General features: G+C 33.3%; 10 protein-coding genes and 2 pseudogenes. 6 read left to right on the forward strand and 6 right to left on the reverse strand.

Annotated features, from left to right (window positions below; translation table 11 throughout):
• The first annotated feature begins 95 nt into the window (after positions 1–95).
• The 3 genes and pseudogenes from ACPWTF_RS13755 to ACPWTF_RS13765 all read left to right on the forward strand — a co-directional run bounded on the left by ACPWTF_RS13755 (position 96) and on the right by ACPWTF_RS13765 (position 4804).
• A complete protein-coding gene (locus tag ACPWTF_RS13755) occupies positions 96–704 on the forward strand; it encodes a hypothetical protein (protein ID WP_250834491.1) in 609 nt (202 codons plus the stop codon).
• Positions 697–4061 (forward strand): annotated as a pseudogene (gene mfd, locus ACPWTF_RS13760) (transcription-repair coupling factor). The gene ACPWTF_RS13755 and the pseudogene mfd overlap by 8 nt, the downstream one beginning before the upstream one ends.
• Positions 4062–4249: 188 nt before the next feature.
• Complete coding sequence (locus tag ACPWTF_RS13765; RefSeq protein WP_250834487.1) at positions 4250–4804, forward strand: DUF5683 domain-containing protein; 555 nt, start codon at positions 4250–4252, stop codon at positions 4802–4804.
• Positions 4805–4965: 161 nt separating this feature from the next.
• Here the strand turns inward: ACPWTF_RS13765 and ACPWTF_RS13770 are convergent, their stop codons facing one another.
• The 6 genes and pseudogenes from ACPWTF_RS13770 to ACPWTF_RS13795 all read right to left on the reverse strand — a co-directional run bounded on the left by ACPWTF_RS13770 (position 4966) and on the right by ACPWTF_RS13795 (position 11472).
• Positions 4966–7113 carry a glycoside hydrolase family 97 protein gene (locus ACPWTF_RS13770; RefSeq protein ID WP_427875758.1) on the reverse strand — a complete coding sequence of 716 codons (2148 nt, stop codon included), beginning with the start codon at positions 7111–7113 and terminating at the stop codon, positions 4966–4968.
• Positions 7114–7381: 268 nt separating this feature from the next.
• Positions 7382–7513: pseudogene (locus ACPWTF_RS13775) on the reverse strand (RNA polymerase sigma factor); the annotation flags it as partial.
• A 479-nt stretch (positions 7514–7992) separates the two neighbouring features.
• Positions 7993–8649, reverse strand: coding sequence for a hypothetical protein (locus tag ACPWTF_RS13780; protein WP_008466087.1), 657 nt, complete (start codon positions 8647–8649; stop codon positions 7993–7995).
• Positions 8650–8768: 119 nt separating this feature from the next.
• On the reverse strand, positions 8769–9140 hold the full coding sequence (locus tag ACPWTF_RS13785) for a YraN family protein (RefSeq protein WP_427871594.1): 372 nt from the start codon (positions 9138–9140) through the stop codon (positions 8769–8771).
• A gap of 200 nt (positions 9141–9340) precedes the next feature.
• Positions 9341–10240: a S66 peptidase family protein gene (locus ACPWTF_RS13790; protein ID WP_427871596.1), complete on the reverse strand. Its 900-nt coding sequence runs from the start codon at positions 10238–10240 to the stop codon at positions 9341–9343.
• 248 nt (positions 10241–10488) lie between these two features.
• Entirely contained in the window at positions 10489–11472 is a 984-nt protein-coding gene (locus tag ACPWTF_RS13795; RefSeq protein ID WP_427871597.1) for a serine hydrolase domain-containing protein, read from the reverse strand.
• A gap of 127 nt (positions 11473–11599) precedes the next feature.
• On the opposite strand from ACPWTF_RS13795, the gene ACPWTF_RS13800 reads away from it, so the two are divergent.
• From ACPWTF_RS13800 to ACPWTF_RS13810, 3 genes are all read left to right on the forward strand, one after another.
• On the forward strand, positions 11600–12700 hold the full coding sequence (locus ACPWTF_RS13800; protein WP_427871599.1) for an endonuclease/exonuclease/phosphatase family protein: 1101 nt from the start codon (positions 11600–11602) through the stop codon (positions 12698–12700).
• 115 nt (positions 12701–12815) lie between these two features.
• Positions 12816–13355 carry a 3-hydroxyanthranilate 3,4-dioxygenase gene (locus ACPWTF_RS13805; RefSeq protein ID WP_286971470.1) on the forward strand — a complete coding sequence of 180 codons (540 nt, stop codon included), beginning with the start codon at positions 12816–12818 and terminating at the stop codon, positions 13353–13355.
• A gap of 83 nt (positions 13356–13438) precedes the next feature.
• Positions 13439–13750, forward strand: a complete 312-nt coding sequence (locus ACPWTF_RS13810) for a hypothetical protein (protein ID WP_427871601.1) — start codon at positions 13439–13441, stop codon at positions 13748–13750.
• Positions 13751–13754: the final 4 nt, after the last annotated feature.

Genomic DNA, 13754 nt, shown 5'->3' on the forward strand with positions numbered 1-13754 from the left:
CAAAAAAATAACCTTGATTTATAGAATCTTTAGCAAAAAACAGAATTCGTAATTGTAAATTTACTTCGTAACTTTGCAACCTAACATTTTAATAAATGAAATACAAAATATCTCTTTTTCTGCTTTTGACAACTGTGTTATTTTCTTGCCAAAATGAAAATGAAAAACGCCTTGCAGAAAATGCAAAAGAAGCAAAAAAGAAAGAAGCTATTTTTAACAACATAAATAAAGGTTGGACTTTTCTAGACGAACCCATTAATGAGATTTCAGAATCGCAATTGAATTCATGGACAGAGTGGCGTGAATTTAATAAAGAAATTTCAGAAAAGCCTAGAAAGACCATTGGGGCTTTTCAGAAAAAATCGGCTGCGATTTCTAAGAAAGCAATGGCTTTAAACAATAATATTCCGGCTCAATTTAATCAGCCACAGATCAAAAGCCGTATTTCTATTTTGATTACTAAAATTAAAATGCTGGATTTATTTATTCATTTGAGTACTATTCCAGATGATAAAGTGGTGTTTTTGATACAAGAAATCAATAAAGAGCTGATTTCTTTGGAAAGACAAATGGATAAAATTGTCGAAAAAGCCAAAATTCCTAAAGAACAAGGAGAAGAAGATTTCCTTAGAATGTTAGACACAACACGTGCGATTCCGAGTTCGGCACCGCCTTTAGATAAAAATATACCAAAAGTTGAGTAAAAACGCCTTATATACAACCTACGATAATCTGCCAAAAGCCGAGCAGATTGCTAAAAGTTTACTGGAGGGAAATCAGGTAAAAATGAATATCAGCGGATTGTTGGGATCTGCTGTTTCTTTTATAATACGTTCTGTTTTCAGGAAAACCGAACTGCCTTTTCTGATTGTTTTAGACAATAAGGAAGAAGCGGCATATTACTTAAACGATCTGGAGCAAATGATTGGAGAACAAGATGTATTGTTTTATCCAGCGTCATTTCGCCGTCCATATCAGATTGATGAAACAGACAATGCCAATGTGCTGCTTCGCGCTGAGGTTTTAAACCGAATTAATTCAAGAAAAAAACCAGCCGTAATTGTTACGTATCCTGAAGCACTTTTTGAAAAAGTTGTTACGAGAAAAGAACTCGATAAAAACACTTTAAAAGTGGCTTTAAACGATAAAATTTCGATTGATTTTATTAACGAAGTTTTATTTGAATACGAATTCAAAAGAGTAGATTTCATTACAGAACCTGGCGAATTTTCAGTTCGTGGAGGAATTGTCGATGTATTCTCTTTCTCAAATGATCATCCGTATCGAATTGAGTTTTTTGGAAACGAAGTAGACAGCATCAGAACTTTTGATGTGGAAACGCAATTATCTGTCGAAACACATAAAAAAATCACGATTATCCCAAATGTGGAGAACAAGCTTTTTCAGGAAAACCGAGAAAGCTTCTTAGATTATATTGCTGAAAAGACAGTTCTTTTCATTCAAAATACTGACGGACTTTTTAGTCAGTTAGACAAACAATTTGCAAGAGCAGAAGAAGCTTTTGAGAAACTTTCGAAAGAAATAAAACACGCCACGCCAGAGCAATTATTCTTAAATCAGGCTTCGTTTATTAAACGCGCTTTAGATTTTTCGGTGGTAGAATTGGCTCCAAGACCGATTTTTAAAACCACTAAAAAAATCGAATTTCATATTCAGCCTCAGCCATCTTTCAATAAACAATTTGATTTATTGCTGAATAATCTGAGTGAAAATCATTTTAACGGATATGTCAATTATCTGTTTTGTTCGAATGATACGCAGGCAAAACGTTTTCACGATATTTTTGAAAGCTTAGATGAAGCCAATTCAGAGAATATCAGAAAGCAATATCATACCATTGTATTGCCTTTGTATCAAGGTTTTATTGACGAAGAAAATCAAATAACGGCTTATACTGATCACCAGATTTTTGAACGTTATCATAAATTCAACATCAAAAACGGATATTCGAAAAAGCAGAATATTACGCTTAAGGAATTAACGGCACTTTCGGTTGGTGATTATGTAACACACATCGATCACGGAATTGGAAAGTTTGGCGGTTTGCAGAAAATTCAGGTTGAAGGCAAAACGCAGGAAGCGATAAAATTGGTTTATGCCGATAATGATATTGTGTATGTGAGTATTCACTCGCTTCATAAAATTTCGAAATACAACGGAAAAGACGGAACCCCTCCAAAAATATATAAACTAGGATCAAACGCTTGGAAGGTTTTAAAACAAAAAACCAAAGCGCGCGTCAAACATATTGCATTCAACTTGATTCAGCTTTATGCAAAACGCCGTTTAGAAAAAGGATTTCAGTTTGCGCCTGACAGTTATCTTCAAAACGAATTGGAAAGTTCGTTTATTTACGAAGACACGCCAGACCAAATGAAATCGACGGCAGAAGTGAAAGCCGATATGGAAAGCGATCGCCCAATGGATCGTTTGGTTTGTGGTGATGTTGGTTTTGGAAAAACAGAGGTTGCGATTCGTGCTGCTTTTAAAGCGGTTGATAATAGTAAACAAGTGGCTGTTTTGGTTCCCACAACTATTTTGGCTTACCAGCATTATAGAACTTTTTCGGAACGATTAAAAGATATGCCGGTTACAATTGGTTACTTAAACCGATTTAGAACTGCAAAACAGAAAACACAGACTTTAAAAGATTTAGCCGAAGGAAAACTAGATATCGTAATTGGAACACATCAATTGGTCAATAAAAATGTAGTTTTTAAAGACTTAGGATTATTGATTGTTGATGAGGAACAAAAGTTTGGTGTAAACGTAAAAGATAAACTGAAAACCATTGCTGCCAATGTCGATACATTGACTTTAACGGCAACACCAATTCCGAGAACGCTTCAGTTTTCTTTGATGGCGGCTCGAGATTTATCGGTAATTACAACGCCTCCGCCAAACCGATATCCTATTGAAACGAATGTAGTTGGTTTTAATGAAGAAATTATTCGTGATGCGATTTCGTATGAAATTCAGAGAAACGGACAGGTTTTCTTTATCAATAATAGAATTGAAAACATAAAAGAAGTGGCAGGAATGATTCAGCGTTTGGTTCCAAATGCAAGAGTCGGAATTGGTCATGGACAAATGGACGGTGCCAAACTCGAAGAATTGATGCTAGGTTTCATGAATGGAGATTTTGATGTTTTGGTGGCAACCACAATTATAGAAAGTGGTTTGGATGTTCCAAATGCAAATACGATTTTTATCAATAATGCCAATAATTTCGGATTATCAGATTTGCATCAAATGCGCGGTCGAGTAGGGCGAAGCAACAAAAAAGCATTCTGTTATTTCATTTGTCCGCCGTATTCGTCAATGACCGAAGATGCCAGAAAACGTATTCAGGCGTTGGAACAATTCAGCGAATTGGGAAGCGGTTTCAATATTGCCATGAAAGATTTGGAGATTCGTGGTGCTGGAGATTTATTGGGTGGAGAACAAAGCGGTTTCATTAATGAAATTGGTTTTGATACCTACCAGAAAATCATGAATGAAGCCATTGAAGAATTGAAGGAAAACGAATTCAAAGATTTGTATCCTGAAGAAAATGATATTGATACCAAAGAATACGTAAAAGACATTCAAATTGATGCCGATTTCGAATTATTATTCCCAGATGAATATATCAATAACGTTTCGGAACGTTTGGTTTTATACAACGAATTAGGAGCAATAAAAGACGAAGCGGGATTACAGGAATTTGAGAAAAAATTAATTGACCGTTTCGGCCATTGCCAAAACAGGCAACAGCATTGTTAAACAGCATTAGAATAAAATGGATTGCTACAAAAGTCGGAATCGAGAAATTAGTCTTGAAGCAAGGCAAAATGATTGGCTATTTTGTATCCGATCAACAATCAGATTATTACCAGTCTGTGAAGTTTAGAAATGTTTTAAACTTTGTTCAAAAGCATAGTAATCTTTGCAAAATGAAAGAAAAACAAACCGTGAATGGCCTACGCTTGTTATTGACTTTTGAAAATGTGAAGTCGATAAAACGAGCTTTGGAGTTGATGGAGTTGTTTGAGGAGTAAAAAGATAGCCACGAATTCACGAATTTAATTTTTATAAATCTTTTTAAAATAATTCGTGAATTGCTCCGCCTGTTCGCTATCGCTCGAGTCGTGGCGAATCAAAAATTAAGTTTTCTTTATCTTTTATTTAAGAAAAACCTTAGAATTAAAAAGTTTTCTTTGAACCAAAATTTTCAAAGACACTTTATATGCAGAATCAACTTCTTGTTCTTTTTTTACTTCTTGGATTTACTTCAATTTTCGCTCAGGGAAAAGATAGAATTATTTCAAATGATTCCTTAAAATCAGAAACAATCGATCCGCTTCGTCCAGCAAAAGCAGCTTTTTATTCGGCAGTTTTGCCTGGTTTAGGACAGATTTATAATAAAAAATATTGGAAACTTCCTTTGGTATATGGTGCTATTGGCACGAGTGCCTATTTCTACATCGATAATCAGAAGAATTACAATCTTTATAGAAATGAATACAAAAATAGGCTTGAAGGTAAAAAAAGCGATTCTGAATTTTTGGCTGGTTTAAGCGAAAGCCAATTAATTACAGCTCAAAAAGGCTATCAAAGAAATAGAGATTTATCGGCTTTGTTTATGGTTGGTTTTTATGTCTTAAACATTATCGACGCTAACGTTGATGCTGCTTTATCTCAGTTTAATGTAAATGAGAATTTAGCTTTTAAACCCGCATTAAATAAAAATGAAATCACATCGGAGAATAATTTAGGATTTGCTCTGAATTACACATTTTAAAAGATATAAAAGCGCATGAATTTCATGCGCTTTTATATTTCAACCCAATCGAATTTATTTAAAATCAGTTTTTTAGTTTTAAAATCTTTAGAAATAATCTAGTGTGAAATTCGTGGCAAAAAACTAAGAAACTAAATGCCTTAGTATCTTAGCACTTTAAATTATAACTTTTTCAATCCTTTTAAATCGGAAGCCATTCCTTCTTTAATACTGATGGCAACACCTCCACCAGGAGCTAAATACTGCTTCAATTTGCTTTTTGAGTTTACGATAACTTTAGCAACCTTATACTTCTGTGGATTTTGACTCCAATTGGCCTCTTTAGCATCGGCATAAATTGTGGCAACGAAATTTTTTCCTGCAGGTAAATAATCAAAAGAAATGTTTGCTGTTCTGGCATTTTCATCTGTAATTCCGCCAATAAACCATTCGTTTTTGCCTTTTGCTTTACGAGCAATTGTAATGTAATCTCCAGGTTCGGCTTCTAGAATATAACTGTTATCCCAATCTACAGCTACGTCTTTAATAAACTGAAATGCATCTGGAAAACGCTCGTAATTTCCAGGAATATCAGCCGCCATTTGCAACGGACTGTACATAGTTACATAATAAGCCAATTGTTTTACTAAAGTAGTGTTTACTCGTTGTGAACTTCCTGTTCCGTAATAGGAAAGATCGGTCTGGAAAATTCCAGGCGTATAATCCATTGGGCCTCCCATTAAGCGGGTAAATGGCAGAATTGTAGTGTGATCTGGAGCTAATCCTCCCATAGATTCGAACTCGGTACCGCGCGCTGATTCCTGAGCAATCCAGTTTGGAAAAGTTCGGTTTAATCCCGTTGGGCGAACGGCTTCGTGGCTGTTGATCATAATTTTATAATCGGCAGCACGTTTCGCAACGTTGATGTAATGATTGACCATCCATTGTCCGTCATGATGTTCTCCACGCGGAATAATCTGTCCTACATAACCTGTTTTTACAGCATCATAACCGTTATCATTCATAAATTGAAAAGCACGATCTAAACGACGTTCGTAATTGGTTGCAGAACCTGAAGTTTCATGGTGCATGATAATTTTTACACCTTTTGAAGCTGCATAAGCATGAACCGCTTTTACATCAAAATCGGGATATGCGGTAACGAAATCAAAAACGTCTTCTTTCCAATTGCCAATCCAGTCTTCCCAGCCAATGTTCCAACCTTCAATAAGGATTGCATCAAAGCCATTTTTAGAAGCAAAATCAATGTATTCTTTTGCGCGTTCTGTTGTGGCTCCGTGTTTTCCGTTTGGAGTAAGTTTCGTAAAATCATCTGTCATTTTTACGTTGTTTTCTTTCCCGAAAGCCCATGTACTTCTTCCAGCTACGAAATATTCCCACCAAATTCCAATGTATTTTACTGGTTTAATCCATGAAACATCTTTGTAACTGGTTGGTTCGTTAAGGTTTAAAATTAATTTTGAAGCTAAAATATCAGTTGCTTTATCACTTACCACAATAGTTCTCCAAGGTGTTTGAGCATCAGTCTGCATGTAGCCTTTTGCGCCAACGGCATCTGGTGCTAAATGACTTGTCATTTTGTTGGTTTTAGCATCAACTTCAAGATACATTGCTGGATAATTAATTAATCCTGCTTCGTGAATATTGATATATAAACCATCATCAGACTTCATCATAGATGGTGTTTGTACTGACAATTCTTTAATTGGCTGCTGTGCATTGATTTCAATCGTAGCTTTTTTCATCAAAGAAGGGATTTCTGAAATCTTTGATGTTGTATAAGCATATTCGTTGGTGTCATAGTCTCCTGGAATCCAGAAAATTTTATGATTTCCAGCCAACTGAAATTCGGTGCGCTCTTCTTTAATTACAAAATAATTCAGGTCATTTTGTTTCGGAAATTCATATCTAAATCCCAATCCGTCGTTAAATAAACGGAAACGAATACGGATAAATCGATTGTTGTTTTTCGCTTGCGCTAAAGTGACAACCAATTCGTTGTAATGATTGCGAATTGTTTTTTCTTCTCCTAAAACCGGATTCCAATTTTCATCAACAGAAGATTGTGCTGTATTTGTAATGGTAAAACCATCCATAAACGAAGCATTGTTTTTAAGCTCTAAACCTAAAGAACTTGGTTTAATAACTGGTTTCTGTTTGTATGATAATTGGTAAAACGGAATACCACCTTCTTTTAATTCAAATTTTAGAGAAAGATTTTTGTCTGGCGAAGCTATTTCTTGTGCCTGAAGTGAAAATACACTTAGGATAGTAAAAAATAAAAACGCTGTTTTTTTGTTCAAACGCATTTGAAGCAGTGTTTTTTGGGATTGAAAATTCATTTTATTTAGTTTTTTGCAAATCTAACTTTATTATAAGCTTTTATTCTTTTTTAAGTATTAAATATTGGTAAGCTTCTAAATTAATTTCTGAATCTACAGAAATCGTGCTCCCTTCGGTCGAAATGATAGAAACTTTTAGGAAATATAGCACTTGGAATTGATCAAAAAAAATCACTCCGAAGAGTGATTTTAAGGGTAATATTTGTGGTTTTGGTTAGATAATTTTATTATGAAGTTAAAAAAAACCGCGCATCAATTCGAGCGCTTTACTTATTTGGTTCCGGAATGCATTTATCGAGATTCCGAGTTCCTTGCTTATTTCTTCGTAGCTCATTCCTTTTTTCCGACATTTTAAAATCTGCCTTCGTTTGGGTGGAAGCTATTTTATAGCTTGTTTTTTAAGTTTCCTTTTTGGAGTTCACTTAGCAATAATTTTTCACTATGGTTAGCCGCTTTGAACAATTTAATTTGCATTTATTTAATTCTAGTGGTCTTAAACTATCAAAATTCGAGGTCTGATGTCTGACTTCTTCACAAATATATAAAAATATTATTCTCAATAAATCATATATAAAAAAACTTAATTCAAATTTTTTGTTAGTTTTTTTAGAGAAAGACATAAAATACATTGTGAAGTGGCATTCTGCAAGTAAGTGTCATATTGACGCTTTTCTGAAGTAGAAAGTAATTTTTGAATTTTACTTTTGAGAATATTCTTATTTGCTAAAAATAGAATTATGTTGATGTACTTCTTTATAACAAAAAAATCCTTTCATCTTTTATTAAAAAGACAAAAGGATTTTTTTGTTATAAAGAAGAATCAAAGCGATTCTTTATCTTATTTAATTAATTTTTCAAGTCTTTAATTACTTTAAAAGCAACATCAACTTGATCTTCTCCGACTAAAATAGTAAATTCATTTGAAGTCGAAATTACCTCATTGATAATGATTCCTTCCCAAGCCAAACGCTGGAAAATGAAGTAGTAAATACCAGGGACAACAATGTTCTCTTTTGGTAATTTTACTGTAATAGAAGCTAAATTATCCAATTTCTGGATTAATTTTTCTCTCATAAAGTGTTTTTCAACCAAGTGATTTACACTGCTGCTCACTACAATATTAGTTTCATTTACTCCACGAGATGAGGTATAAAAAATATCAGATAAAGCATTAATATCAGAGATCAAATCTGCTTGTTTGTTTAAGACCGTTTCAGATGCAGCAAAAGTGTAATCGGTAAGTTCCGAACGAACTGTGATTTCACCAATATTTTTAATTACTTTATTGATTTTGTGGTTTAGTTTAAAATCTAGTTCTTCCGTTAGTCGTTTTAAAGACATTACAACAGCGCCTTGTTTTACTTCTTTGCCAAACTCACTTTCTAATTCGGTCATAATATTTCGCGAAAGTGAAGTTAGGTTAATAATTCCGAGTGACAGGGCATTTAATAAAAATGGTTTTGTTTTAATGTAGTTTTCTACAATAGAAGAAACAGTTTTCATAATTTTTTTTTTTTTGGTAACAGTTGAGTTGGTAGTTAATTTAACATTGCGATGTTATAATTCTTTGCAAATATAAATAAAAAAACAAATTGTTACAATTATAACAATAAAAAAATATGTTAAAAGTGATAAAAAGCATCAGTAAGATGTTCAATTGCAAATGATTCGCCGTTTTTATGGACCGCAATGATATCAAAACGGATTTCTAAATCTTCTTGAAAATCCTTTTCCCTATCGTTTATGTAGGCATTTACTGCTTTAATGAGTAATTGAATTTTTTTGGACTTCACAAAATCTTGCGGAGAACCAAAATCTAAACTAGAACGAGTTTTAACTTCAACAATTGCCAAAACATTATTTTTTTGTGCAATTATATCTATTTCTGCTTTTTGGATAACAAAGTTTCGTTCTATAATCGAATATCCATTTTCTTCAAGATGTGCCGCAGCGAGATCTTCTCCTAATTTTCCTAAATCGTTATGTTCTGCCATGGGTTTTGTTTTTTTGTTTCAAGTTTCAAGTTTCAGGTTTCAAGTTTTGAGTTTTGAGTTTTGAAAGCGTCATATTAATTTTATGTTTTTTGCACGCAAAGACGCGAAGCCACAAAGGATATTAAAACTTTGCGACTTCGCGTCTTTGCGAGATTTTATGTGGTATTGTGAGATTTGCTTAGATCCTAAGCAATGTGATATTACTTTTTAAAAGTAACCGTACTTCCAGAAGCAGTAACTTCTATAGAAATAGTATTTCCCATAATTAAAGCTCTGTTGTCTCTAATATGACCGGCTGGGAAATTAAAAATGACTGGAATATTGTATTTTTTCGTAACATCATCAATAATTTCCAATGCATTTTTCCCCCAAGGAACTTCATTGTCTTTCATGCTTGTCATTCCGCCAATGATAATTCCCTTTAGATTTTCGATACATCCGTTACGTCTTAGATTCATCATCATACGGTCAATATGATACAGATATTCGTCTAAATCTTCGATAAATAAAATTTTATCCTTGCAGTCAATTGCCGATGGGGATCCTAACAAACTATATAAAATAGACAAGTTGCCTCCAACCAATTCTCCAGTAGCACTTCCTAAACGATTCATAGGATTTGGACTAATAGAGTAAGAAATAGGTTCGTCAAATAAAGCGGCTTTTAATGAGCTGACGGCATCTGGCGTCGCTCTAGGAACGGTTACTGGCATAATGCCATGAATAGATTTATAGCCCATCGTATTCAAATGATTATGAAGAACCGTTACATCACTAAAACCGATAACCCATTTAGGATGCTGTTTAAATTTCGTAAAATCTAATAAATCCAACATTCTAACAGTTCCATATCCGCCGCGAACGCACCAGATAGCTTTAACATTTGGATTGTCCATTTGTTTCTGAAAATCGGCAGCTCTCTGTTCATCTGTTCCAGCCAATTGATGATAATCTAAACCAATTGTTGACCCGATTACGGCTTCTAACCCCCAACTGTGCAATAAATCTATTGTTGGTTTTAAATTGTCATCGATGTTTTTTCTTGCTGTTGCCAAAAGTGCCACAGTATCTCCTTTTTGTAAATAAGGCGGTGTTATCATGTTTTGTTGAGATTGACAGTTGAATGATTGTAAAGCAAAAATAAGAAATGCGAGTTTACAAAAGACAAAGTGTCTCTTTATATAGTGAAAGCAGTTTTTATTCATTTTTTTCTTTTGCTTAAAATTATAAAATTAATTTTTAAGGTTTAACAATTTAACCTCCATATTGTTTTTGCAGTTCGGCCAAAAGCAACATTAAACCTTTGTCTGCTTCTTCAGATTGCACATTGGCAAATAAGATAAAAGCTTTATCGATGTCTTTGCAAATATACACTTTGGTTAAAAATGTTTCCTGGATTTCCGTAGTGAAAAGAATATTTTAATCCCGATTTTTCATTTATTTCAGAATACCATCCAAAAGAAAATTCAGGAAAACCAAAATGCATTTTATTAAATTCTTCTTCAGACAATATTTTTGATTTTCCTAACAAACCTTGCAATTGCATCTGCGTAAATTTGCAAAAATCAGGAAGATTTACATTGATATTTCCTGCTGATGAAAGCCAATTTAATTTATAATTTACAAATGGTTTTTCAGGCTTCAAATTTTCATCATGTCCCCACGGCTGGTTTATATCAGTCACGTTTGGTTGTCCAAAACCAAAGTTAATATTTAGCTTTTTACCCAACTCTTGCACTAAAGTTTCATAACTTTTTCCAGTTGCTTTTTCAAGCATTAAACCTGCAGCAACAAAACTTGGATTGGACCCATACCATTCTTGTTTTTCTGTAACAATTTGTTTTTGCTTAAAAAACCAGCTTATAAACTCATAACGCTGTTCTTGATTATTTCCTTTAATTTCTTGTTGATTTGGAGTTGCATTTCCGTAAGACCAAGTTGGAATTGGGGCTCTAAATGTCAAGAAATCTTGCAAGGTTACATTATAAATTTCTGGATTACTTTCTGCTTTTAATTCAGGATATAAATCAAAAAATTTAGAATTCCAGTTTATTTTTCCTTCTTTAACTAAAGTCGCCGCAATATAACTTGTGACCGTTTTTGTGATGGATCCTAAACGAAATATATCATTAATTTTTGCTTTATGAGAAGACTTGTAACGTTGAAGTCCTAAAGCGTCAATTTCAAGTATAGAATCTGAAGAAACAACTGCATAAGCCAATTCTGGAATTTTATATTGTTTTCTGATTTCCTCTGCTCTGGAACTATTTTTTTGTCCGTAAAATGGAATTATAAAGCTCAAGAATAAAGCAAAAAACAGTATTTTTTTCATGTTATAAATTGTCAGATTTTTTGAGCAAGATACAAGAGTTTTATTAGAAACAAATGTAATATTTTTAAATTTTATTTAGGTAAAAATCTTACAAATAATTAAGTTTGTTTTTTTTAAAATCTTCTCTATGCCGTTAAAATATAAATTCTCTTTGATTATTCTTTTTGCGTTGAATGTTCTGTTTAGCCAACCGAAAAAATACAAAATACATACTGTAGCTTTTTACAATTTTGAAAATCTTTACGATACTGTAAATGATGAATTTACAAATGATGATGAATGGACTCCAAACGGTGCGCAGCATTGGACAACGGAAAAATACCAGCAGAAATTAAAAAATTTGTCAAAGGTAATATCTGAAATTGGTACACCCGAGAATTCAAATGCTCCAACTTTAATTGGAGGAGCTGAAATAGAGAATCGTGGCGTTTTAGAAGATTTGATAAAAGAACCAAAGCTATTGCCACTAGATTTAGGAATCATTCATTTTGATTCGCCAGACAAACGAGGAATTGATGTGGCTTTGCTGTATCAGAAAAAATATTTTAGACCCACTTCTTATTCGAATATTCCTTTAATTATTTACAAAAAAGAAATGGTCAAAAAAGAACAAGAAGCAGAAGTTTTGGATGACGAAATTGAAATTAAAAAAGAAAATAAAAATCGAGTTTTTACAAGAGACCAGCTTTTGGTATCAGGATTTTTAGAAGACGAAGAAATCCATATTATTGTCAATCACTGGCCGTCCAGATCTGGCGGAGAAAAAGCAACAATGGTATTTCGGGAAGCCGCAGGAAAATTGAACCGAAAAATTATTGATTCATTGCAACAGATTAATCCGCAGGCAAAGGTATTGACAATGGGAGATTTTAATGACGGACCATTTAATAAAAGTATAAAAATAGGGTTAGGAGCTAAGGGAATAAAAGCTGAAGTTGCTGAATTTGATGTTTTTAATCCGTTTGAAGAGCTTGCTAAAAATGGCTTAGGAACTATTGCTTATCGTGACTCTTGGAATATTTTTGATCAAATTATCCTAACAGAATCCTTAGTTAAAGCTGATTTTTCGACTTTTAATTTTTGGAAAGCAGGTATTTTCAATCGGTCTTATCTTATTCAAAATTCTGGTGCATATAAAGGATATCCGTTGCGGAATACATTGAGCGATGCAGGTTTTAGTGATCATTTTCCGGTTTATGTTTATTTGATAAAAGAGTTTTTAAGGTAGAGACGCACTGCAGTGCGTCTGAAGTTTTTCAGAAATTAAAATACAAACCCATAGACGCACTGCGGTGCGTCTCTACAATTTCACTACCTTAGCTTTTCATAAATTTTGAATAAAAATGGCTATAGCAAAACCTTTTAACCTGACTCAATGGATTGACGAAAACCGTCATTTACTAAAACCGCCTGTTGGAAATAAAAACCTGTATGTTGATTCTGGAGATTATATTGTAATGATAGTTGCTGGACCAAATGCACGAAAAGATTACCATTATAACGAAACAGAAGAACTTTTTTATCAGTTAGAAGGAAGTATTAAGGTCGTCATTCAGGAAGATGGACAGCGTAAAGAAATGGAATTAAATGCTGGCGATATGTATTTGCATCCTGCAAAAGTGCCTCATTCTCCCGTTCGTTCAGAAGGTTCTATCGGACTCGTAATCGAAAGAAAACGTGCTGGACAAGGTTTTACAGATGGTTTGCTTTGGCATTGCGATAACTGCAATCATAAATTGTATGAAGTATATTTTGAACTTCATAACATAGAGAAAGACTTTCTTCCTCATTTTGAGCACTTCTATAATTCAGAAGAATTAAGAACTTGTGATAATTGTGGAACTGTTATGGAAACCGATCCTAGATTTACGGCTAAGAAATAAGAAGTATTTAACTGCAAAAAGCACATATATATGTGCTTTATTTTTTATATTTGTATCAAAAACGAAATAAAAACATATCAATCATGATACAAGAAATAATCGCATATAAGAATATAGTTGATAATATTGAAGGATTAATGGAAAAATCCCCTTACAAGAAAAACTACATAATTGAAAAAGTAGGAATTCCTAGTCCAACATTTTATCGTAAATTGAAAACACTGTCATTTACTCCTGACGAAGTATTATCTATTGCTAAAATACTTTCTCCAGAAGAAAATTTTATGTTAGAGTTAAAGGCGGATATTGAGCAAGGAAAGCAAGATATAAAAAATGGAGATTTTATAACACATGAACAAATGTTAGCCAAGCTGAAGAGCAAAAATCTTATATAAAATT

Origin of the sequence: Flavobacterium sp. MMS24-S5 (assembly GCF_050320125.1) — a bacterium.
GTDB classification, from domain to species: Bacteria; Bacteroidota; Bacteroidia; order Flavobacteriales; family Flavobacteriaceae; genus Flavobacterium; species Flavobacterium tyrosinilyticum.